This window comes from Streptomyces sp. NPDC049970 (genome assembly GCF_040660235.1).
Lineage (GTDB): Bacteria > Actinomycetota > Actinomycetes > Streptomycetales > Streptomycetaceae > Streptomyces.
This window is the reverse complement of sequence record NZ_JBFALP010000010.1, coordinates 112,960-134,856: the sequence shown is the minus strand read 5'-3', so window position 1 is coordinate 134,856 and position 21,897 is coordinate 112,960. Positions and strand designations below refer to the sequence as shown.

Here is a 21,897-nt window from a genome sequence, read left to right as displayed (position 1 = left end):
CCGGCACTCCGAACCGTCCGCTCGGCCACGTGGAGCGTCACAGATGCCTGATCACGCGCTGGTGCTCACCATGGACGAGAGCCCTGCCGGCAGCGTCGTCCTGCGGCTCGCGGGCACGCTCGACCACCTCACGGCGGACCGCCTCCGCAGGGCCGTCGAGGAGGCTATTCCGCGTGCGCGCGAGCCACTCGTCCTGGAGATGTCCCGGCTCGTGTTCTGCGACTCCGTGGGTATCTCGGAGATCGTCTTCGCCCACCGCGAAGCCCTGGCGGCGGGTACGTCGCTCCACCTGGTGGGCGTGGGCCGGGAACTCACCCATCTCTTCGAACTCACGGGGGTCGACCAGGTGCTGACCCTGCCGCAGGGCGCCGACCGGGTGAGGCCCGTCGACGGCTGACGCGATGGCGTCCGGATGCGGGCCCCGCGTACGGCGTGCGGCGCGGCGTAGGGATCCGGGGCCGCTTCTCGCCGGGCCGTCCCCACGCCCCCGGGACCTGGGGACGGCCCGACAGCCCGCTCAGGGAGCGGCCGGGTCGAGGGGAACCCCGGAGAGCTCGGTCGGTTCCCCCTCCGTGGGCGATCCTCCGGTCCCGACCGTTTCGAGATCCCGGTTGCTGGTCTCCTTGGCGCAGACGATCGCCAGCACCGTGATCAGCGCGGCGGCGATGACGTACAGCGAGATCGGTGTCGACGTGCCGAACTCGGCGAGCAGCGCGGTGGCGATGAGCGGCGCCGGGGCCCCGGCGGCGACCGACGAGAACTGGGCCCCGATCGACGCCCCCGAGTAGCGCATCCGGGTCGCGAACATCTCCGCGAAGAACGCCGCCTGCGGTGCGTACATGGCGCCGTGGAAGATCAGGCCGACCGTGACGGCCAGCAGCAGACTCCCGAAGCTCCTGCTGTCGATCAGCGCGAAGAAGGGGAACATCCACAGCGCCACTCCGACGGCACCGATCAGGTAGACGGGCCTGCGGCCGACCCGGTCGGACAGCGCGCCCCACAGCGGGATCACGGCGAAGTGCACGGCGGAGGCGACGAGTACGGCGTTGAGCGCCGTCTGCTTGCTCAGTTCGGCGGCCGTCGTCGCGTACACCAGGATGAACGCGGTGATCACGTAGTAGCTGATGTTCTCGGCCATCCGCGCACCCATGGCGATCAGCACATCGCGCCAGTGGTGCCGCAGCACGGCGACGAGCGGCATCTTCTCCGTGGTCCCGGCGGCGGCCTTGCGCTGTGCCGCCTGGGCCATGGCCGCCTTGAAGACGGGCGACTCGTCGACGGAGAGGCGTATCCACAGACCGAGGACCACGAGTACGCCCGAGAGCAGGAAGGGGATGCGCCAGCCCCAGGCCTCGAAGGCGGACTCGGACATCAGGGCGGTGAGGGCGGAGAGCACGCCGGTGGCGAGAAGCTGCCCGGCGGGCGCGCCGGTCTGGGGCCACGACGCCCAGAAGCCCCGCCGCTTCGCGTCGCCGTGTTCCGAGACGAGCAGCACGGCGCCACCCCACTCGCCGCCCAGTGCGAAGCCCTGCACGAGGCGCAGGACGGTGAGCAGGACAGGTGCCGCGGATCCGATGGTGGCGTGTGTCGGCAGGAGCCCGATGGCGAAGGTGGCGCCACCCATCATCAGCAGGCTCAGCACCAGCAGCTTCTTGCGCCCCAGCCGGTCCCCGTAGTGCCCGAACACCAGGGCCCCGATCGGGCGCGCGGCGAAGCCGACCGCGTAGGTGAGGAAGGCGAGGAGGGTGCCGACGAGAGGGTCGGAGCCGGGGAAGAACAGCTTGTTGAAGACCAGCGCGGCAGCCGATCCGTAGAGGAAGAAGTCGTACCACTCCACGGTGGTCCCGACGAGGCTCGCCGCGACGATGCGGCGGAGGTTCGACGGGGGCGGGGGAGCGGTTGCTGGGGCGGCCATGGATACCACTTCCGGACGATTTGGCGGGGACGTTTCCGTGTCGCCATACCGTAGGAAGGGGCAGGTCAGCGGCGTATGTGGCGGGACACCATAGTTCGGCCGGGGGCTGTGCGCGCAGCCACCATTGGGGGCGTGCGCGGTCTGCCGGGCGGACGGGCTCGGCAGACCGCAGGGCCGGGCGGTGCCTCGCCCGCCCGGCCGGGCTCCCTGACGGGCCGGGTCAGAAGGCGAAGACGGACCCGCCGGTCAGGCTCGCCCGCATCTCGCAGGCGTTGCCGTAGGTGGCCGACCAGGAGACGTTGCGGCCCTGCCACACACCGGTCGCGCTGAGCACGAGAGGGTCCCACTGGCGCGTGCAGTTGCCCTGCGACTGCGGCCTGGCCAGCAGGCCGAACTCGCCGTCGACCGAGCGGAGCTCCGAACAGGCGGCGCCGGGCGCGGGGTGTGTGCCGGTGGCGCGGGGTGCGCAGCTGAGCGTCACGGCCCGCTGGACGGTGACCGAGGCGGTGTCGCCCTTGCCGACCGTGAGGACCAGGGCCGACGGGGCGTAGAGGCCCGCCGAACGCACGGGACCGGCCTCCACCGCGCCCGCCGCGGTCGTACCGGCCACCGCAAGTGCGGAAGTCGCGATGATCACGCCGATCCTGCTGATGTTGTGACGCATTGGTGAATGCCCTTCGGTCGAGGTGTGACTGCGGACGGGAGTCTTGCGGCTGCACGCAGTGATCGCACATCGATCAGCGTTTTCCGGCCCGACCCGCGCCAACCCTGCCTACCGAATGACCGTTCGGGCAGCTCGGGTGCGGTGCGCGACCCGATCGGAAGGTGTCCGACATGTGGACGCGATCGATTGGTACAACCCAAAACTACCGCCTGACCTGCAATGACATTCGAGTGGTTCTCGCGCGAACGTACCGACTCAGGCCGGAAACCGGTGCCCGCGTACCGGATTCGAGGTGTGCGCGGCAGCCGCCGCACCGCGGTGGCGCGACAGCCGGAACGGCGGCGCCCGCCGCGCGGACACCTTGCCGGACACTTACTTTGGGTGGCGAGCTCGACACGTTCGGCTTCGGCCCCCCTGTCTTCGTGCGAGCCCGGAGCGATCCCGGAGGGACGCCATGCCTGAGCTGTTCATCGGTGGCCGATGGAGCGCCGCGACCGAGGGCGGAAAGCGCGACATCCGCTGCCCCGCGGACGGCGAGCTGGTCGCCACCGTCGACGAGGCGGGGCCGCGGGACGCGGTGGCCGCCGTGGCCGCCGCGAGGGAGGCCTTCGACGAGGGGCCGTGGCCCCGTACGCCGGCCGCCGAGCGCGGCCGGCTGCTGCTGCGGGTCGCCGACATCCTGGAACGGGACAAGGACGCGTTCGCCCGAGCCGAGACCCTGGACACGGGGAAGCGGCTCGTGGAGAGCGAGTACGACATGGACGACATCGCGAACTGCTTCCGGTACTTCGGGAACCTGGCCGCCTCCGGTGGCACCGACCGCGTCGTCGACACGGGTGATCCCGCCGTCGACAGCCGTGTCGTGCACGAACCCGTCGGCGTCTGCTCACTGATCACGCCCTGGAACTACCCGCTCCTGCAGACGGCCTGGAAGGTGGCCCCCGCGCTCGCGGCGGGCAACACCTTCGTCCTCAAACCCAGTGAGCTGACACCGCACACCGCCGTCCTCCTGATGAACGCGCTCACCGAGGCCGGACTGCCGCCCGGAGCGGCGAACCTCGTACTCGGGGCCGGAGCGACCGCCGGCGCACCCCTGACCTCCGACCCCCGCGTGGACATGGTCTCCTTCACCGGGGGCCTGGCCACCGGACGGCTCATCATGGCGGCGGCGGCGCCCACCGTGAAGAAGATCGCACTCGAACTGGGCGGCAAGAACCCCAACATCGTGTTCGCCGACGCGGAGTTCGACACCGCCGTCGACTACGCGCTGATGGCGGTCTTCCTGCACGCCGGGCAGGTCTGCTCGGCCGGTGCCCGGCTGCTGGTGCAGGACGAACTGCACGACGCCTTCGTCGACGAGCTCGTACGTCGCGCCCGGGACATCCGGCTCGGCGGCCCCTTCGACGAACAGGCCCGCAGCGGGCCGCTGATCTCGGCCGCGCACCGGGACAAGGTCGAGGCCTACGTGGCGGCGGGGCTCGCGGAGGGAGCGGTGCTGCGCTGCGGGGGAGCCCGCCCCGACGACCCTGCGCTGCGGCACGGCTTCTACTACCTGCCGACCGTGCTCGACGAGTGCACCCCGGACATGTCCGTCGTACGGGACGAGTCCTTCGGCCCGGTCCTGACCGTCGAGCGGTTCCAGGAGGAGGCCGACGCCGTCGCCCTGGCCAACGACACCGTCTACGGGCTGGCCGGGGCCGTCTGGACGCAGGACGGCGAGCGGGCCCACCGGGTCGCCGCCGGCCTACGCGCCGGGACCGTCTGGATCAACGACTTCCATCCGTACGTCCCGCAGGCCGAGTGGGGCGGGATGAAGCAGTCCGGGGTGGGCCGTGAGCTCGGCCCGGCCGGTCTCGCGGAGTACCAGGAGGCCAAGCACATCTGGCGCAACACCGCAGCCCGACCGCAGAGGTGGTTCGAATGAGCCGGTCCGACCCGACGAGTCCCGAACCGGCAGGCACACCTCGCCCCGGCACCCGGGCCGACGGCAGCCACGACGACGACTCACTCGCCGAGCTCGGCTACAAGCCCGAGCTCAAGCGCACCCTGGGGAACTTCCACACGTTCGCCGCGGGCATCAGCTACATCTCGATCCTGACCGGCACCTTCCAGCTGTTCTACTTCGGCGTGAACTTCGGTGGCCCGGCCTACTGGTGGTCCTGGCCCATGGTCTTCGCCGGCCAGCTGATGGTCGCCCTGTGCTTCTGCGAGCTCGCGGCCCGCTACCCGGTGGCCGGTTCGATCTACAACTGGGCCAAGAGCATGGGCGGCCCGCACATCGGCTGGCTCGGCGGCTGGATGATGATGACCGCCACCATGGTCTCGCTCTCGGCCGTGGCGCTCGCCTACCAGATCACCCTCCCGCAGATCGACAGCTGGTTCCAGTTCGTCGGCGACGGCAGCGGCAAGAACGACGCGGCGGAGAACGCCGTGCTCCTCGGCACGGTGCTGATCCTCTTCTCCACCCTGGTCAACGCCTTCGGGGTCCAGCTCATGGCCCGGATCAACTCGGCGGGTGTGTTCATCGAGCTGATCGCCGCGGTCGCCCTGATCATCTTCCTCGCCGCACACATCACCCGCGGCCCCAGCAGCGTCCTCACGGACACCTACGGGCTCGGCGAAGGACGGACCCTCGGGTACTTCGGCGCGTTCCTCACCGCGTCACTCGCCTCGGCGTACGTGATGTACGGCTTCGACACGGCGTCCTCGCTCGGCGAGGAGTCGCACAACCCGAGCCGCAACGCACCCCGCGCGATCCTGCGCGCGCTCACCGCCTCGTTCCTCATCGGCGGCCTGATCCTGCTCTTCGCACTGCTGGCCGTGCCGGACCTGGCCGCGAAGGAGCTGTCGACGGGCGGTCTTCAGTACGTGGTGCTGGAGACACTCGGTTCGACCGTCGGCGAGATCTTCCTGTGGTGCGTGGTCGTCGCGATCACGGTGTGCGTGCTCGCCGTGCAGGCCGCCGGCATCCGGCTGATGTTCGCGATGGCGCGGGACAACAACCTCCCCGCGGGCTCGGTCCTGGCCCGGGTGAGCCCCCGCTTCCAGACCCCCGTGGTGCCGGCCGTCGTGATCGGGGTGGTGGGCGTCGTCATCCTGGTGGTCAACATCAACCAGCCGCAGATCTTCTCGGTGATCACCAGCATCGCCGTCATCATGATCTACCTGGCCTATCTGATGGTCACCGCTCCCATGCTGATCCGCAGGCTCCGAGGTGCCTGGCGACCCGCCGAAGGCAGCTTCTCGCTGGGCCGGTTCGGGCTCCCCATCAACATCGTCGCCGTCCTGTGGGGAGCGGGCATGGCCCTCAACCTCGCCTGGCCGCGCGCCGAGGTCTACAACGCGACGGGGCCGCAGCACTGGTACCTGCGCTGGGGCGCGTTCGTCTTCATCGGCATCGTCGGGCTCGGCGGCTTCACCTACTACTGGTTCGTGCAGCGGCACAGGACCGGGGTCCTGGAGAGCCACCGCACCGAGGTCAAGGACCCGCAGACGCCCGCACCGCCGACCGCCGACAGTCCTTAGCCCACCCACAACCCTGATCTCTGGAGACGCAGATGTCCGTCGAGAGCCGACCGCAGGACGAGTTCGACTACGTGGTGGTGGGCGGAGGGACGGCCGGTGCCGTCGTCGCGGCCCGGCTGTCCGAGGACCCCTCCGTCACCGTCTGCGTGCTGGAGGCCGGTCCCTCCGACGTCGGTGACGACAACATCCTGCGGCTCGACCGGTGGATGGGGCTCCTGGAGTCCGGCTACGACTGGGACTACCCGGTGGAGCCCCAGGACAACGGCAACAGCTTCATGCGGCACGCTCGGGCCAAGGTCCTCGGCGGCTGCTCGTCACACAACTCCTGCATCGCCTTCTGGGCGCCTGCCGAGGACCTCGACGAGTGGGCCGCCCTCGGGTGCGAGGGCTGGAGCGCCGCCGACTGCTTCCCGCTCTACAAGCGGCTGGAGACCAACGACGCGCCCGGCGACCACCACGGCCGCGGCGGCCCGGTGACCATCCGCACCATCCCGCCGAACGACCCCTGCGGAACGGCTCTGCTGGAAGCCTGCGCGGACGCCGGAATCCCCACCACGCCCTTCAACACCGGTACGACGGTCACCCGCGGGGCCCACTGGTTCCAGATCAACGCCCGCCCCGACGGCACCCGTTCGTCCGCGTCCGTCTCCTATCTGCACCCGATCCTCGGACAGCGCCCCAACCTGGAGGTGCGCACCGGTCTGCAGGCGAAGCGACTGGTTCTGGACGACGGACAGCGGTGCACCGGCGTCGAGTACCTCGCGCCCGACCTCATCCATTCGCGCACCGTCGGCGCCCGCCGCGAGGTCGTCGTCGCCTGCGGCTCCATCGACGGACCGAAGCTGCTGATGCTCTCGGGGATCGGGCCTGCGGACCATCTGCGCGAGACCGGCGTCGAGGTCAGGGTCGACTCACCGGCGGTCGGCGCCCACCTCCAGGACCACCCCGAAGGGGTGATCATGTGGGAGGCGAGGCAGCCCATGGTCACCTCGTCCACCCAGTGGTGGGAGATCGGCATCTTCGCCGACACCGCGGGAGGCCTCGACCGCCCCGACCTGATGTTCCACTACGGGTCCGTGCCCTTCGACATGAACACCTACCGGCGCGGCTACCCGACTTCCGAGAACGCCTTCTGCCTCACCCCCAACGTCACCCGCGCGCGTTCCATGGGCACCGTCCGGCTGCGTACCCGTGACTTCCGGGACAAGCCCCGGGTCGACCCGCGCTACTTCACCGACGAGCACGACGTACGGGTCATGACCCACGGTTTGCGGCTCGCCCGGGACATCGTCTCCCGCGCGCCGATGGCGTCCTGGGCCGGCCGCGAACTCGCGCCGGGGCCGGACGCCGTGACCGACGGGGAACTGCTCGACTACATCCGCCGGACCCACAACACGGTCTACCACCCGGCGGGCACCGTACGAATGGGTGCGGCGGACGACCCGGAGGCCGTCCTCGATCCGCGGCTGCGCGTGAAGGGGGTGCGGGGTCTGCGGGTGGCCGACGCGTCCGTGATGCCCTTCCTCCCCGCGGTGAACCCCTGCATCACCACGATGATGATCGGCGAGAAGTGCGCGGACATGATCAGGCAGGACCGGGACTGACCTGGAGCCGGTGGCGCGTCCCGCACCGTGCCGCACAGGCGGCGATCGAGGAGCAGGGAGACGGCGCACGGGGGACGAGAGCGCCGACGCCTCCCCGGCGTGCTGCCGGGGAGGCGTCGGTAGGTATCACTCGCCGTACGGCCGGACCGGACGGGGCCGCCGGCCGCGACGGCAGGTGAGGAACCTCAGATGGTGGCGGTGTCGATCACGAACCGGTACCGCACGTCGCTGTTCAGCACGCGCTCGTACGCCTCGTTGATCTCGGACGCGGCGATCAGCTCGATCTCCGCGCCGAACCCGTGCTCGGCGCAGAAGTCCAGCATCTCCTGGGTCTCCTGGATGCCGCCGATACCGGAGCCCGAGAGGGACTTGCGGCCGCCGATCAGGGAGAAGAGGTTGACGGAGATCGGCTCCTCCGGGGCGCCGACGTTCACCAGCGCGCCGTCCGTCTTCAGGAGGGAGAGGTAGGCGCCGAAGTCCAGCGGTGCGGACACCGTGGACAGGATGATGTCGAACGTGCCGGCCAGTTCCTCGAAGGTCTTCGGGTCGCTGGTGGCGTAGTAGTGGTCCGCGCCGAGCTTCAGCCCGTCGTCCTTCTTGCGCAGGCTCTGCGAGAGGACCGTCACCTCCGCGCCGAGCGCGTGCGCGATCTTGACGCCCACGTGCCCGAGGCCGCCCATGCCGAGGACGGCGACCTTCTTGCCGGGGCCGGCCTTCCAGTGCTTCAGCGGGGAGTACGTCGTGATGCCCGCGCACAGCAGCGGCGCGGCCTCGTCCAGCGCAAGACCCTCGGGGATGCGCACGGTGTAGTTCTCGTCCACGACGATGTGCGTGGAGTAGCCGCCGTAGGTGGGCTCACCGTTCTTGTCCAGGGCGTTGTACGTGCCGGTGTTGCCCTTGACGCAGTACTGCTCGAGGCCCGCCTTGCAGTTCTCGCACTCGCGGCAGGAGTCGACCATGCAGCCGACGCCGACCCGGTCGCCCACCGCGAACTTCGTGACGCCGGAGCCCGTCTCGGTGACGAGGCCGGCGATCTCGTGGCCCGGCACCATCGGGAATATGCCCTCGTGCCAGCCGTCACGGGCCTGGTGGATGTCCGAGTGGCAGATGCCGGCGAACTTGATGTCGATCAGGACGTCGAACTCGCCGACCGCGCGACGCTCGACGGTGGTGCGCTCCAGCGGGGCCTTGGCGGAGGGGGCGGCGTACGCAGGGACAGTGGTCATTCGGGAGTTCTCCTAAGGAGTGGTCCTGTCGCCCGGCAGACTTCGATCCGGGCACGCGGTCCAGCATGCCCCGACGCGCGCGCTTCACCCAGACCACGGTTATGCGTACGTCCGGTGGTCCTACCACTGGCGGGGTCAGGATGACGTGCGTACGACCGTGGATACTGGACGCATGGACGATCAGCCCGCACCAGAACGGCGGTCCTCCGGCGAAGCGGCTCCCCGTGGCGGCACGGGGCACGCCCTCGACCGGAGAGCCGAGCTCAGCGAGTTCCTGCGCAGCCGCCGTGCGCGGCTGAAGCCGGAGGACGTGGGGCTGCCCGACTTCGGGCGGCACCGCCGTGTGCCCGGCCTGCGCCGGGAGGAGCTGGCCCAGCTGGCCGGGGTCTCCGTGGCCTACTACACGCGTCTCGAACAGGGCAACGGGCAGAACGTGTCCGCCGAGGTCCTGGAGGCGATCGCGTCCGCCCTGAGGCTGACGGACGCCGAGCGGGCGCATCTCACACACCTCGCGAAGCCCAAGCGCCACAAGAGGAAGCCGTCCGCGCGGCAGCAGCGGGTGCGCGGGACACTGCACCAGCTGCTCGACACCATGGACGGTGTGCCCGCGTACGTCTTCGGGCGGCGCTCGGAGATCCTGGCCTGGAACCGGATGGCGGCCGCCGTCTTCGGCGACTGGTCGGAGTTGCCGCCGCAGGAGCGGAACTGGGCGCGCCTGGTCTTCCTGAAGCCGGAGTACCGCGAGCTGTTCGTCGAGTGGGACCAGAAGGCGTCGGACATCGTCAGCTACCTGCGGATGGACGCGGGCTGCCATCCCGACGACCCCCGTCTCTCGGCCCTCGTCGGTGAGCTGTCCGTGAAGAGCCAGGAGTTCCGGCGGCTGTGGGCCACGCACGACGTCAAGGAGAAGAGCCACGGTGTGAAGCGACTGCATCACCCCCTGGTGGGTGAGCTCTCGCTCTCCTTCGAGACGTTCTCACTGCCCGACGACGCCGAGCAGTCCGTGGTCGCCTACCACGCCGAGCCCGGCTCGGCGTCCGCCGAGGCCCTGCGTCTGCTCGCGAGCTGGGGTACGGACGCGACACGGGCCGGCACATCCGCCCAGGGCAGGCAGTAGGCGGGCCGGGCGGACGCGGCAGGCCGGGCCCGGGCCGGGCAGATCGGGATTCGGCCAACCCGGTCCCGACTGCGCGGTGTGACGGCGGTCTCCTGGCGGGGCGGCGCGGGTGGCCGCCACTCGCCCCGCGGCGGCGGTGACCGGGTACCGCCGACCGGGGGACGGGGCCGGTGTCCGAGCCCTTTCGGCCACAGGCGGTCGGCCGCCGGAGGTGCACGCCTTTCCGGTCTATACCAAACCCTTGACAGGGTCGGCGTTCATTTCTTAAATCACGGTGTGAAGTAAGTCGCCCCGCCTCCTCGATCGTCCCCGGTCGGGTGGGAGGGTGCGCCGCTCTGCCCGCTTTGCTCTGACATGCCCATGTCAGTTCATCACCCTCCCCGAAGGGAGAGGCATGAGATCCCCACGTCTGCCTCGGCGCCTGGTCCTGCCCCTCGTCATGGCACTCGGCCTCGCGACACTGTCCACCGGTCTCGCACAGAGCGCGCCCACCCCGGTGACCGCCCCCGCCGCCCCGGCCGCAGCGGCCGCCGTCACGTTCTCCGACGACTTCAACGGGGCCGCCGGCTCCGCCGTCGACGGCGGGAAGTGGCAGATCGAGACCGGTGACAACGTCAACAACCACGAGCGGCAGTACTACACCGCCGGCAACCGCAATGCCACCCTGGACGGGCAGGGCAACCTCGTCATCACCGCGCGCAAGGAGAACCCCGGCAACTACCAGTGCTGGTACGGGCGGTGCGAGTACACCTCGGCCCGGCTGAACACCTCCGGCAAGTTCAGCACCACCTACGGCCGCGTCGAGGCCAGGATGAAGATCCCGCGCGGGCAGGGCATCTGGCCCGCGTTCTGGATGCTGGGTACCGACATCGGCAGCGTGGGATGGCCGAACAGCGGCGAGATCGACATCATGGAGAACGTCGGCTTCGAACCGTCCACGGTGCACGGCACGTTGCACGGCCCCGGCTACTCCGGCAGCGGCGGCATCGGCGCCGGATACTCCCTGCCGGGCGGGCAGGCGTTCGCCGACGCGTTCCACACCTTCGCCGTGGACTGGAGCCCGAACGCCATCACCTGGTCCGTCGACGGCACCGTCTACCAGCGGCGTACCCCGGCCGACCTCGGCGGGAACCGGTGGGTCTTCGACAAGCCGTTCTTCGTCATCCTGAACCTCGCGGTCGGCGGCTACTGGCCCGGTGACCCCGACGGAAGCACGGTCTTCCCGCAGCAGCTCCTCGTCGACTACGTCCGTGTCAGCACCGACAGCGGTCAGCCGGGCGGTGGGGGACCCATCACGGGTCTGGCGGGGAAGTGTGTGGATGTGGCGGCCGGTTCGGCGGTGAACGGTACGGCGGTGCAGTTGTACGACTGCAACGGTTCGGCGGCGCAGCAGTGGTCGGTGGGTTCGGACGGGACGATCCGTGCGTTGGGCAAGTGTCTGGATGTGGCGTCGGGTGGCACGGCGGACGGTACGAAGGTGCAGTTGTGGGACTGCAATGGTTCGGCGGCGCAGCAGTGGGCGACTCCGGCGGCCCGGGACGTGGTGAATCCGCAGGCGGACAAGTGCCTGGACGTGTCGGGTGGGAGCAGTGCGAACAGCACGCGGTTGCAGATCTGGACCTGCACCGGCGCCGCCAACCAGAAGTGGACGGTGACCCGGTGACCGCGGCGCGAGGGGCGGGACGCGGGGTGCGTGGTCTGCTGGGCACGGTGGTGGCCACGGCGGCCCTCCTCACCGGGCCGGCCGCCTCACCCGCGAGCGGTGCCGCTGCGGACACCGGCCGGATCACCGGTCTGGCGGGGAAGTGTGTGGATGTGGCGGCCGGTTCGGCGGTGAACGGTACGGCGGTGCAGTTGTACGACTGCAACGGTTCGGCGGCGCAGCAGTGGTCGGTGGGTTCGGACGGGACGATCCGTGCGTTGGGCAAGTGTCTGGACGTGGTGTCGGGTGGCACGGCGGACGGTACGAAGGTGCAGTTGTGGGACTGCAATGGTTCGGCGGCGCAGCAGTGGGCGACTCCGGCGGCCCGGGACGTGGTGAATCCGCAGGCGGACAAGTGCCTGGACGTGTCGGGTGGGAGCAGTGCGAACAGCACGCGGTTGCAGATCTGGACCTGCACCGGCGCCGCCAACCAGAAGTGGACCGTGCCTGCCTCCGGCGGGGAATCGCCCGGACCGGGAGCCATGGCGGTGGCCCCGTACCTCTACAACGGCTGGGGCGGCCCGCCGAGTCCCACCACCGTGATGAACGCGACGGGCGTCAAGTGGTTCACCCTCGCCTTCGTCCTCAGCAACGGCTACTGCAACCCCCAGTGGGACGGCGGCCGGCCGCTGACCGGCGGCGTCGACCAGCAGACCGTCGACACCGTGCGGGCGGCCGGCGGCGACGTCATCCCGTCCTTCGGGGGCTGGAGCGGGAACAAACTGGAGAGTTCCTGCTCCAGCGCAGGCGAGCTGGCGGCCGCGTACCAGAAGGTCATCAACGCCTACGGGCTCAAGGCCATCGACATCGACATCGAGGCGGCGGCGTACGACAGTCCCGCCGTCCAGCAGCGCACGGTCGACGCACTCAGGACGGTCAAGGCCGCCAACCCCGGCATCAAGGTGTACGTGACCTTCGGAACCGGCCAGAACGGCCCTGACAACAGCCTGATCGGCAAGGCCGCGGCCTCCGGGCTCACCGTCGACAGCTGGACCATCATGCCGTTCAACTTCGGCGGGGCCGGCCAGAACATGGGCACCCTCACCGTCCGCGCCGCCGAGGGGCTCAAGACCGCGGTCAAGAACGCCTACGGCTACTCGGACGACCAGGCCTACCGGCACACCGGCATCTCCTCGATGAACGGCGTCACGGACAACGCTGAGACGGTGACCGTGGCGGACTTCCGCACGATTCTCGGCTATGCCCAGCAGCGCCACCTCGCGAGGCTGACCTTCTGGTCGGTCAACCGGGACCGGCCCTGCACCGGCGGTGGGGCCGACACCTGTTCGGGTGTCTCCCAGCAGCCGTGGGACTTCACCAGGGTCTTCGCCTCGTACACGGGCTGACCCGCCCGCCGGGCCCCTGCCGGGGTCCGGCGGTTCCGGCGCCCTCGCCGCGTGACACCGTGGCGGGGGCGCCGGCCGTGCGGGTCGGCGGGGCCCCTGATCGCGCGTCAGGGGCCCCGCCGACCCGCGCGTCAGGGCCGGGCGGTCAGGTATCCGCCCATGGAGGTGAAGTACTCCGTCGCGCCCATCTCCCGGCCGTCCTCGGTGCGTACCCGTGTGATGGCGAGACCGCGGTTGCGGCCCGTGCGGGCGTCGGCTCCGGCGACAACTGCCACGCCGTCGCCCTCGCGGTAGAAGATGCGGCCGGGGGTACCCCCGTAGCGTCCCTCGGACACCACCGCCGCGAGGATCTCCAGCCGCCTGCCCCGGTGGAACGTGTAGGCGCTCGGGTACGGCTCGCACTGGGCGCGGACCAGGCGTTCGAGGTCCTCGGCCGGCCAGGTCCAGTCGACGCGGATGTCCTCGGCGGAGCGCTTGTGGAAGAAGCTCGCCCGGGAGCGGTCCTGCTTGGTGAACTCCGTCTGCCCGGAGGCGATCAGAGCCAGTGCGTCGATGGTGACGGGGGCGATGAGCTCGACCGTCTTGTGGAAGAGGTCGGTGGTCGTGTCCGTCGGTCCGACCGGGACCGCCTCCTGCCGGACGATGTCGCCGGCGTCCAGTTCGTCGTTCATCATGTGCGCGGTGACGCCCACCTCGGACTCGCCGTTGATCAGGGCCCAGATCAGCGGCGAGAAGCCCGCGTACTTCGGCAGCAGCGAGTCGTGGATGTTCAGCGTGCCGTGGCGTGGGAGGGCGAAGACGCGCGGCGGGATCCAGGTGCGCCAGTTGTTGGCCACGATGATGTCCGGGGCCGCTTCGCGCAGGCGCTCGAACAGCTCCTCGTCGTCCGGCCGGTTGCGGATCAGCACCGGGACACCGTGCTCCTCGGCGAGGTCGGCGACGGAGTCGCTCCAGATCTTCTCGTACGCGTGCTCGCTCTTGGGGTGCGTCACGACAAGCACCACGTCGTGCTCGGAGTCCAGGAGCGCTCGCAGGGTGCGGTGTCCCCAGGTCTGGTATCCGAACATGACGACCCGCATGGGGTTCCTCCTCAGAGCAGGGGCTGATCGACGTTCAGTAAAGCGAGGCTTCCCTAAGTTTGCAACGGGGCAAGCTGAAAGCGCAGTTGAGTGATGCCCGCCCGGGGTGCCCCTATCGACAGCCTTGCGAGATTAGCTTAGGCTCACCTAAATTCCAGCGGGGCGCCCCGTCGGTATGCCCACGTTCCGCACGTTCCCCCACGCCTGACAGGCGACTGCCCCGCACGATGGGAGTGACATGTCACAGGTTCAGCCCGGCGACGTTCGACCGGTGCACGACCTCATTGGTATCGGTTTCGGGCCGTCCAATGTGGCCATGGCCATCGCGCTCAGCGAGCACAACGCACGTACGGGTACGCACGAGACGGTCACCGCCCACTTCTTCGAGCAGCAGCCACGCTTCGGCTGGCACCGGGGCATGCTCATCGACGACGCCACCATGCAGGTGTCCTTCCTCAAGGACCTGGTGACGCTCCGGAACCCGACCAGCGAGTTCAGCTTCCTCGCCTATCTGAAGAGCAGGGGCCGGCTGGTCGACTTCATCAACCACAAGAACCTCTTCCCGCTGCGGGTCGAGTTCCACGACTACCTGGAGTGGTCGGCCGCCAAGGTCGACGACATGGTCTCGTACGGCCACGAGGTCGTCGGCGTCACGCCGTTCGTCCGTGACGGAGCCGTGGAGTACCTGGACGTGACGGTCCGGTCGGGGGAGGGGCTCGCGGTCCACAGGGCCCGCAACCTCGTCATCGGAACCGGGCTGCGCCCGCTCATGCCGGAGGGCGTCGAGCGTGGCGACCGCGTCTGGCACAACTCCGACCTCCTCAGGAGGGTCGACACGCTGAAGGGCACCTCGCCCTCCCGGTTCGTCGTCGTGGGCGCGGGGCAGAGTGCCGCGGAGAACGTCGCCTACCTGCACCGCAGCTTCCCCGATGCCGAGATCTGCGCGGTCTTCTCCCGCTACGGCTACAGCCCCGCCGACGACAGCAGTTTCGCCAACCGGATCTTCGACCCGGACGCGGTCGACGAGTACTTCGCGGCGCCCGAGAGCGTCAAGCGCAGACTGATGGACTACCACGGCAACACCAACTACTCCGTGGTGGACGTCGACCTGATCGGCAGCCTGTACCGGCAGATGTACCAGGAGAAGGTCCTCGGCACCGAGCGCCTCCGCTTCCTCAACGTCTCCCGGCTCGCCGCTGTGGAGCAGACGCCGGACAAGGTGCGCGCCACCGTGAAGTCCCTCGTCACGGGCGAGGAGACCCTCCTGGACGCCGATGTCGTGGTGTGCGCCACCGGCTACAGCCCCGTCGACCCGGTCGCTCTCCTCGGCGACGTGGCCGACCGCTGCCTGCGCGACGACGAGGGCCGGGTCCGTGTGGAGCGCGACTACCGCATCGCCACCGACGCCGATCTGCGCTGCGGCATCTACCTGCAAGGGGGCACGGAGCACACCCACGGCATCACCTCGTCCCTGCTGTCCAACATCGCCGTCCGTGTCGGCGAGATCCTGGACTCGCTGCTCGACCGGGGTGTCAAGGCGGCCCCGGACGCGGCCCGCCCGGTCGCCGACCCGAGCGCCCGCTGAGCGGTTCGACAGCACGGCCCGGACGGCGCGGAGCACGACCCGGGGCGCCCCGGCGCTGCGTCCGCCACCCGTGCCGCACCGCTGGAGCAAAGGGATAGCGTACGTCGACATGAGCACGACTGCAGTTGAGCGCACCGCGCCCGGGGGTCCAACAGGGCTGCACCGTAGGCGGGTTGCGGGCGCGGGCGCCCTTCTGGCGGTCCTCGTGGTCGCCGCCGCGGTGTCGTTGGCCGTGGGGGCGAGGGCGTTGAGCCCGGCCGAGGTGTGGCACGGTCTGTCCGCGGCGCCCGACCCGGACCAGCGGCTCACCGAGATCAGGCTCATCGTGCGGACCGTGCGGGTGCCCAGGACGGTGCTCGCGATCGTGGCGGGCATCGCCCTGGGGGCCGGAGGGGCGCTCATCCAGGGGTACACACGCAATCCGATCGCGGACACGGGGCTGCTCGGGGTGAACACCGGGGCCTCGTTCGCCGTGGTGTCGGCGATCGCCGTGTTCGGGTTCTCCGATCCCTTCCAGTACGTGTGGTTCGCCTTCGCCGGGGCGGCCGCCGCGGGCGTGGTGGTGTTCGGGCTGGCCAGCATCGGCCGGGGGGCCGGCAACCCGCTGACCCTCGCGCTGGCGGGGCAGGGCGTCACGGTGTTCCTCGCCGCCATGACCACGGCGGTCGCCCTGTCGGACCTCAAGTCGCTGAACGCGCTGAGGTTCTGGAACTCGGGCTCGGTGGCCGGAGTCGGGTTCGACGTCATCTGGCCGGTTGCCGCGTTCATCGCGGTCGGGCTGGTGCTGGCACTGACCACACTGCCCTCGCTCAACCTGCTGAACCTGGGCGTCGACGTCGCGCGAGGGCTCGGGGTGAACATCGCCCTGAGCCGGACCGTCGGCATCGTCGCCGTCACACTGCTCGCGGGCGCGGCGACGGCGGCGTGCGGGCCCATCGCGTTCCTCGGACTGATGGTGGCCCACCTGGCCCGGTACCTCACCGGGCCGGACTACCGCTGGCTGGTGCCCTACGCGGGTCTTCTCGGTGCCGTGGTCCTGTTGGTCTGCGACATCGTGGGCCGGCTGGTGGTGCGACCGGGGGAGTTGGACGCGGGTGTCGTCGTCGCCCTCCTCGGCGCTCCCTTCTTCGCGGCCCTGGTGTGGCGCGGAAAGTTCAGGAACGCGTGAACGGGACAGATGCGAGGCCGTCGGTGGCACCGGGTGTCCGGCTCGGCACCCTGTCGTTCGTGTGGCGTCCCTGGATGGTCTCCGTCACGCTGCTGCTGGCTGTGGCGGCCTTCCTCGTGTTCTGTCTGTCCATCGCCGTCGGCGACTTCCCCGTGGGGCTTCCTCGGGTCGTCGCCACGATCGTGGGCCGGGGTGAGCAGGTCGACGAGTTCGTGATCATGGATCTGCGGATGCCGCGCGCGCTGGCAGGCCTCGTCGTCGGGACGGCGCTGGGTGTCTCCGGCGCGATCACGCAGTCCGTCGCCCGCAATCCGCTGGCCAGCCCCGACATCCTCGGGATCACCGGCGGGGCCGGCGCGGTCGCGGTGTTCGTGGTGACGGCGTCGGGCGGGACGGCCGCGGCGGTCGCGGGCTCCGTGGGGGTGCCGGCGGCTGCGCTCGCGGGCGGCCTCGGCACCGGCCTGCTGGTGTACTTCCTTGCCTGGCGGCGCGGGATCGACGGCTTCCGGCTCATCCTCATCGGCATATCGGTGAGTGCCGTGGCGGAGGCGATCACGACCTGGCTGCTGACCACCGCCGACATCAGGGACGTGGCAAGGGCCCAGGCATGGCTGGTCGGGTCCCTGGACAACCGCTCCTGGGACGAGGTGGGGGTGGCGCTCCGGTGCACGCTCGCACTCCTGGTCGTGGTGGCCTGCGCCGCGTTCCAGTTCAAGCCGATGCACCTCGGCGACGAGGTCGCCGCGGGCCTGGGCGTCCGGTACTCCAGGGTGCGGGCCCTCCTGCTGCTGTGCGCGGTGCTCCTGGCGGCCGTGGCGGTGAGCGCGGCCGGCCCGGTCCCCTTCGTCGCGCTGGTGGCGCCCCAGGTGGCGATGCGTCTGACGAGGTGCCCGACACCACCGATGGTGGCCTCCGGACTCGTCGGGGCGCTGCTGCTGAACGGCGCGGACCTGACGGCTCGCACGGCACTGCCGATGACTCTCCCCGTCGGGGTCGTCACCGCGGCGATCGGCGGCCCCTTCCTCGTCTACCTGCTGGTGCGGGCGAACCTCAGGTAGATCATGAACTGGTCGAACAACCGAAGCGAAGGGGGAGTCGTGGCCGATCGGCACATCACCGGGGCCGGGTTCGAGGGCGACGGCGCGGCGCGGCTGGCGGCCAGGGGCGTCACGGTCGGATACGGCCCCCGCACCGTCATCGACGCCCTGGACGTGACGATCCCGCCGGGGGTGGTCACCACGATCATCGGTCCCAACGGCTGCGGGAAGTCGACCCTGCTGCGCACCCTGACACGCCTGCTCAAGCCGGCGAAGGGGTCGGTCGTGCTGGACGGCGAGGACATCGCCGGGCTCAGGACGAGGGAGGTCGCGAAGAAACTCGGCCTGCTTCCCCAGGCGCCCGTGGCCCCCGAAGGACTGACGGTGGCCGACCTGGTGGCCAGGGGACGCCATCCGCACCAGAGCTGGCTGCGTCAGTGGTCGTCGGACGACGCCGATGTCGTGGAGCGGGCGCTGGCCATGACCGGGGTGTCCGACCTGGCGGACCGGCCGGTCGACTCGTTGTCCGGCGGGCAGCGTCAGCGTGTGTGGATATCGATGACCCTGGCCCAGGGCACCGATCTGCTGCTCCTGGACGAGCCGACGACGTACCTCGACCTGGCGCACGCCATCGACGTGCTGGATCTGGTGGACGATCTGCACGAGTCGGGATGCACCGTGGTCATGGTGCTCCACGACCTCAACCTGGCCACGCGCTACAGCGACAACCTCGTCGTGATGCGGGGCGGGGGGATCCTGGCCCAGGGGCACCCGCGCGACGTGATCACCGCCGAACTGCTCCACGAAGCGTTCGGGCTGCGCGCGAAGGTGATCGACGACCCGGTGGGGGACCGGCCGCTCATCGTGCCGATCGGCCGGGCGCACGTCCACTCCGAGCTCAACTCGGTTACGTACAAAGGAAAACAGTAAAGTTAGGCTAGGCTAACCTCACTGCGACGGGATAAGGTTTGCCTGCCCTCACCGGGGCGCAGTGGCCAGCGCGAAAGCAAAGGGATTCCGGATGCTCCTCCACAGAACGACTCCTACGAAGCCACGACGGTCGGCGGCGGCCCTCTCCGCAGTGGTCCTCGGCGTCGGCCTCCTGGCGGGATGCGGTTCCGGCTCGCAGGACACGAAGAGCGACAGCGCCCCGGCCGCCGGCAGCGGAGCGTTCCCGGTCACCGTGGAGCACGCGTTCGGATCCACGGAGGTCGGAAAGGCCCCGCAGCGGGTCGTCTCCGTCGGCTACACCGACGACCAGGCCATGCTCGCCCTCGGCGTCAAACCGGTCGGCATGGTCGACCAGTACCCGAACCCGACGGGCACGACGCCCGACATCAACACCCAGTGGCCCTGGGTGAAGGACAAGTGGGGCGACACCCGCCCCGAGGTCGTCATGAGCAACGGTGACGCGGGCCCCAACTACGAGAAGATCGCCGCCCTGCGGCCCGACCTGATCATCGCGGTCTACTCCGAGATCGACCGGGCGGCGTACGACAAACTCTCCAAGATCGCCCCCACGGTGGGCCGCACCAAGGCCGAGAAGGAGCCGTTCAGCGCGCCCTGGCAGGACAACGCGGTGCACATCGCCAAGGCGCTCGGCAAGCAGTCGCAGGGCACCGAACTGGTGGAGGGCATCCAGGGCAAGCTCGACGCCGCCCGCGAGGCGCACCCCGAGTTCGCGGACCAGACCGCCGTGGCCCTGTCCTGGTACGAGGACTCCGTCGCGCCGTTCACCACCACCGACGTGCGTGGACGCCTGGTCACCGGGATCGGTTTCAAGGGCGCGACCAGGATCGACGACATCGCCGGCGGGAAGTTCTACACCCAGCTGTCCCCCGAGCGCGTCGACCTCGTCGACGTCGACCGCGTCTTCGTCATCAACGACAAGGCGGACCAGGAGGCGCTGAAGAAGTTCGAGCTGTTCGCCAACCTGGCGGCGGCCAAGAACGGCAAGGTCTCCTACCTCCTGGACAGCGAAGGTCCCGCCGTCGGCGCGGCCATGTCCCAGGGCACCCTGCTGTCCCTGCCGTACGCGATCGACGAGCTCGTCAAGTCGGTCGACCAGTGATGACGGCGGCCGGCGTGCCCGGAACCGCGCCTCTTCCGGCCCGCGTGTGAGCACCACCGACACGCGCGCCGCCCAGACGGCCCTGCGGACGGCGTCCGGGGGCGAGGCCACCCGGTGGGTCGCGTCTCACTGCCGCGAGGTGCCGTGGCTGACGGCGGCCACCGTACTCACCACCGTCGCCGGTGCGGCGCTCCAGGTGCTCCCGGTGCTGCTGCTCGGCCGTGTGGTCGACGGAGTGGTGCAGGGCGAGTCACGCTCGGTCCTGGTCACGGTCGGTGTCCTGCTGGGTGTTGCCGCGCTGCTCGGCGCGGCGGCCACGGCCCTTTCGACGTACCTGATCGGGCGGCTGGGCGCGGACCTCCTCGCGCGGCTGCGGGAGAACGCGGTCCGGGCGGTGCTCGGCATGCCGAGCACGCGGATCGAGCAGGTCGGCAGGGGGGACGTGCTGTCCCGGGTCGGCGACGACGTGGCGGTGCTCTCCAGGGGCATCCGCACGGCTGTCCCCACGGTGTTCACCGCGGGAGTCCTCGTCACCATCGCCACGGCCGGCATGTTCGGGCTGGACTGGCGTCTGGGACTGGCGGGCGCCGCCGCGCTGCCCGCGTACGCGCTGGCCCTCCGCTGGTACCTCCCCCGGTCCGCGCCGCTCTACCGCAAGCAGCGGATCGCCCAGGCCGACCGCGCCCAGGCGCTGATCAGCGGCCTGAACGGCATCGACACGGTCCGGGCCTACCGCCTGGAGGGCACGGTGCGCGAGAAGGTCACCACCGAGTCCTGGCGGGTGCGTGAACTCGGTATCGAGGTGTTCCGGTTCTTCGGCCGCTTCGTCGGAAGGGAGAACCGCGCCGAGTTCATCGGCCTGGTCCTCATCCTCGTGGTGGGGTACGCCCTGCTGGAGGCCGACGCGGCCACCCTGGGCGAGGTGTCGGCGGCCCCCCTCATGTTCCACCGGCTCTTCACGCCGCTGGGCGCCATCATGTTCACCTTCGACGAGGCGCAGAAGTCGGGCGCGAGCCTGACCCGCCTGGTCGGTGTGCTCGGGGAGACCGCGGAGGAACGGCTGGTGGGCGACGAGTCCGTCGCCGAGGCGCAGGCCGCGCCCTACCCGGTCACGGTGCGGGGGCTGACGTTCCGCTACCCCGGGACGGAGAGCCCCGTCCTGCTGGACGTCGATCTGACGATCCCGTCCGGCGGTTCGCTCGCGCTGGTGGGGGCCACGGGCGCGGGCAAGTCGACGCTGGCCGCGCTGATCGCGGGCATCGGGACCCCGCAGTCCGGATCGGTGCGCATCGGGTCCCACGACCTCGCCGGCCTCGACGAAGCCGGGGCCCGGGCCCTGGTGAGCATCCTGACGCAGGAGACGCACGTCTTCTCCGGCCCGCTCGCCGACGACCTGCGGCTGGCCGCACCGGGGGCGGACGACGCCGAGCTGATGGACGCGCTGCGCACGGTCGGTGCCCACGGGTGGGCCGAGGCGCTGCCCGAGGGGCTGAACACCCTGGTCGGGGAGGGCGGCGAACGCCTGGACGTCACCAAGGTCGCCCAGATCGCCCTGGCCAGGCTGGTACTGGGGCGGGCGCCCGTGGTGGTGCTCGACGAGTCGACGGCCGAAGCGGGCAGCGAGGGCGCGGCGGAACTGGAGCGTGCGGTGCTGGCCGCGTGCGCGGGCCGCACCACGCTGTTCGTGGCCCACCGCCTGACGCAGGCGATGGCGGCCGACCGGATCGCGGTGCTGGACGCGGGGCGCGTGGTGGAACTGGGAACCCACGACGAGCTCGTGGCTCTGGGCGGCCGGTACGCGCGGCTCTGGCAGGCCTGGCGTGAGGGCAGCTAGGCGGCCCGTAAGCAGGCCGGGTCA

At 70.4% G+C, this 21,897-nt stretch carries 17 protein-coding genes; 13 read left to right on the top strand and 4 right to left on the bottom strand.

What is annotated here, in order from left to right:
- Positions 1–43 precede the first annotated feature (43 nt).
- Positions 44–397, top strand: coding sequence for an STAS domain-containing protein (locus AB0I83_RS19570; protein ID WP_363305482.1), 354 nt, complete (start codon positions 44–46; stop codon positions 395–397).
- A gap of 120 nt (positions 398–517) precedes the next feature.
- On the opposite strand, the gene AB0I83_RS19565 is transcribed toward AB0I83_RS19570, so the two are convergent.
- Both AB0I83_RS19565 and AB0I83_RS19560 read right to left on the bottom strand, forming a co-directional pair.
- Positions 518–1,915 (bottom strand): MFS transporter, encoded by a 1,398-nt coding sequence (locus AB0I83_RS19565; protein WP_363305481.1) that lies wholly within the window; start codon positions 1,913–1,915, stop codon positions 518–520.
- A 220-nt stretch (positions 1,916–2,135) separates the two neighbouring features.
- On the bottom strand, positions 2,136–2,579 hold the full coding sequence (locus AB0I83_RS19560; protein ID WP_363305480.1) for a subtilase-type protease inhibitor: 444 nt from the start codon (positions 2,577–2,579) through the stop codon (positions 2,136–2,138).
- Between the two features lie 454 nt (positions 2,580–3,033).
- Between AB0I83_RS19560 and AB0I83_RS19555 the strand changes: the two genes are divergently transcribed.
- From AB0I83_RS19555 to AB0I83_RS19545, 3 genes are read left to right on the top strand one after another with little or no spacing between them, the layout of a single operon-like run.
- Positions 3,034–4,503, top strand: coding sequence for an aldehyde dehydrogenase family protein (locus tag AB0I83_RS19555; RefSeq protein WP_363305479.1), 1,470 nt, complete (start codon positions 3,034–3,036; stop codon positions 4,501–4,503).
- On the top strand, positions 4,500–6,104 hold the full coding sequence (locus AB0I83_RS19550; RefSeq protein ID WP_363305478.1) for an APC family permease: 1,605 nt from the start codon (positions 4,500–4,502) through the stop codon (positions 6,102–6,104). Before AB0I83_RS19555 ends, AB0I83_RS19550 begins: the two co-directional genes overlap by 4 nt.
- Before the next feature lie 32 nt (positions 6,105–6,136).
- Complete coding sequence (locus AB0I83_RS19545) at positions 6,137–7,708, top strand: GMC oxidoreductase (RefSeq protein ID WP_363305477.1); 1,572 nt, start codon at positions 6,137–6,139, stop codon at positions 7,706–7,708.
- A gap of 185 nt (positions 7,709–7,893) precedes the next feature.
- Here AB0I83_RS19545 and AB0I83_RS19540 read toward each other — a convergent pair whose 3' ends face one another.
- Positions 7,894–8,934, bottom strand: coding sequence for an NAD(P)-dependent alcohol dehydrogenase (locus AB0I83_RS19540; RefSeq protein ID WP_356535082.1), 1,041 nt, complete (start codon positions 8,932–8,934; stop codon positions 7,894–7,896).
- Positions 8,935–9,106: 172 nt separating this feature from the next.
- On the opposite strand from AB0I83_RS19540, the gene AB0I83_RS19535 reads away from it, so the two are divergent.
- The 3 genes from AB0I83_RS19535 to AB0I83_RS19525 all read left to right on the top strand — a co-directional run bounded on the left by AB0I83_RS19535 (position 9,107) and on the right by AB0I83_RS19525 (position 13,099).
- Positions 9,107–10,051, top strand: a complete 945-nt coding sequence (locus AB0I83_RS19535) for a helix-turn-helix domain-containing protein (RefSeq protein WP_356535083.1) — start codon at positions 9,107–9,109, stop codon at positions 10,049–10,051.
- 394 nt (positions 10,052–10,445) lie between these two features.
- Positions 10,446–11,714: a family 16 glycosylhydrolase gene (locus AB0I83_RS19530; protein WP_363305476.1), complete on the top strand. Its 1,269-nt coding sequence runs from the start codon at positions 10,446–10,448 to the stop codon at positions 11,712–11,714.
- 26 nt (positions 11,715–11,740) lie between these two features.
- Positions 11,741–13,099, top strand: a complete 1,359-nt coding sequence (locus AB0I83_RS19525) for a ricin-type beta-trefoil lectin domain protein (RefSeq protein WP_363305558.1) — start codon at positions 11,741–11,743, stop codon at positions 13,097–13,099.
- 131 nt (positions 13,100–13,230) lie between these two features.
- Here the strand turns inward: AB0I83_RS19525 and AB0I83_RS19520 are convergent, their stop codons facing one another.
- A complete protein-coding gene (locus AB0I83_RS19520) occupies positions 13,231–14,178 on the bottom strand; it encodes a methionyl-tRNA formyltransferase (RefSeq protein WP_363305475.1) in 948 nt (315 codons plus the stop codon).
- 238 nt (positions 14,179–14,416) lie between these two features.
- Between AB0I83_RS19520 and AB0I83_RS19515 the strand changes: the two genes are divergently transcribed.
- The 6 genes from AB0I83_RS19515 to AB0I83_RS19490 all read left to right on the top strand — a co-directional run bounded on the left by AB0I83_RS19515 (position 14,417) and on the right by AB0I83_RS19490 (position 21,873).
- Complete coding sequence (locus AB0I83_RS19515) at positions 14,417–15,763, top strand: lysine N(6)-hydroxylase/L-ornithine N(5)-oxygenase family protein (RefSeq protein ID WP_363305474.1); 1,347 nt, start codon at positions 14,417–14,419, stop codon at positions 15,761–15,763.
- A gap of 109 nt (positions 15,764–15,872) precedes the next feature.
- The gene (locus AB0I83_RS19510; RefSeq protein ID WP_363305473.1) at positions 15,873–16,931 is read left to right on the top strand and encodes an iron ABC transporter permease; all 1,059 of its coding nucleotides are present in this window, start codon (positions 15,873–15,875) and stop codon (positions 16,929–16,931) included.
- On the top strand, positions 16,928–17,989 hold the full coding sequence (locus tag AB0I83_RS19505) for an iron chelate uptake ABC transporter family permease subunit (protein WP_363305472.1): 1,062 nt from the start codon (positions 16,928–16,930) through the stop codon (positions 17,987–17,989). Before AB0I83_RS19510 ends, AB0I83_RS19505 begins: the two co-directional genes overlap by 4 nt.
- A gap of 39 nt (positions 17,990–18,028) precedes the next feature.
- Positions 18,029–18,898 (top strand): ABC transporter ATP-binding protein, encoded by an 870-nt coding sequence (locus AB0I83_RS19500; RefSeq protein WP_356535090.1) that lies wholly within the window; start codon positions 18,029–18,031, stop codon positions 18,896–18,898.
- 91 nt (positions 18,899–18,989) lie between these two features.
- Positions 18,990–20,039 carry an iron-siderophore ABC transporter substrate-binding protein gene (locus AB0I83_RS19495; protein ID WP_363305471.1) on the top strand — a complete coding sequence of 350 codons (1,050 nt, stop codon included), beginning with the start codon at positions 18,990–18,992 and terminating at the stop codon, positions 20,037–20,039.
- A 46-nt stretch (positions 20,040–20,085) separates the two neighbouring features.
- On the top strand, positions 20,086–21,873 hold the full coding sequence (locus AB0I83_RS19490; protein WP_363305470.1) for an ABC transporter ATP-binding protein: 1,788 nt from the start codon (positions 20,086–20,088) through the stop codon (positions 21,871–21,873).
- Positions 21,874–21,897: the final 24 nt, after the last annotated feature.

Bases quoted from the DNA above. Each gene is read 5' to 3' on its own strand.
- AB0I83_RS19560 (WP_363305480.1), bottom strand. From the start codon at position 2,579: ATGCGTCACAACATCAGCAGGATCGGCGTGATCATCGCGACTTCCGCA.
- AB0I83_RS19515 (WP_363305474.1), top strand. From the start codon at position 14,417: ATGTCACAGGTTCAGCCCGGCGACGTTCGACCGGTGCACGACCTCATT.
- AB0I83_RS19565 (WP_363305481.1), bottom strand. From the start codon at position 1,915: ATGGCCGCCCCAGCAACCGCTCCCCCGCCCCCGTCGAACCTCCGCCGC.
- AB0I83_RS19520 (WP_363305475.1), bottom strand. From the start codon at position 14,178: ATGCGGGTCGTCATGTTCGGATACCAGACCTGGGGACACCGCACCCTG.
- AB0I83_RS19550 (WP_363305478.1), top strand. From the start codon at position 4,500: ATGAGCCGGTCCGACCCGACGAGTCCCGAACCGGCAGGCACACCTCGC.
- AB0I83_RS19555 (WP_363305479.1), top strand. From the start codon at position 3,034: ATGCCTGAGCTGTTCATCGGTGGCCGATGGAGCGCCGCGACCGAGGGC.
- AB0I83_RS19540 (WP_356535082.1), bottom strand. From the start codon at position 8,934: ATGACCACTGTCCCTGCGTACGCCGCCCCCTCCGCCAAGGCCCCGCTG.
- AB0I83_RS19495 (WP_363305471.1), top strand. From the start codon at position 18,990: ATGCTCCTCCACAGAACGACTCCTACGAAGCCACGACGGTCGGCGGCG.
- AB0I83_RS19545 (WP_363305477.1), top strand. From the start codon at position 6,137: ATGTCCGTCGAGAGCCGACCGCAGGACGAGTTCGACTACGTGGTGGTG.
- AB0I83_RS19530 (WP_363305476.1), top strand. From the start codon at position 10,446: ATGAGATCCCCACGTCTGCCTCGGCGCCTGGTCCTGCCCCTCGTCATG.
- AB0I83_RS19570 (WP_363305482.1), top strand. From the start codon at position 44: ATGCCTGATCACGCGCTGGTGCTCACCATGGACGAGAGCCCTGCCGGC.
- AB0I83_RS19535 (WP_356535083.1), top strand. From the start codon at position 9,107: ATGGACGATCAGCCCGCACCAGAACGGCGGTCCTCCGGCGAAGCGGCT.
- AB0I83_RS19510 (WP_363305473.1), top strand. From the start codon at position 15,873: ATGAGCACGACTGCAGTTGAGCGCACCGCGCCCGGGGGTCCAACAGGG.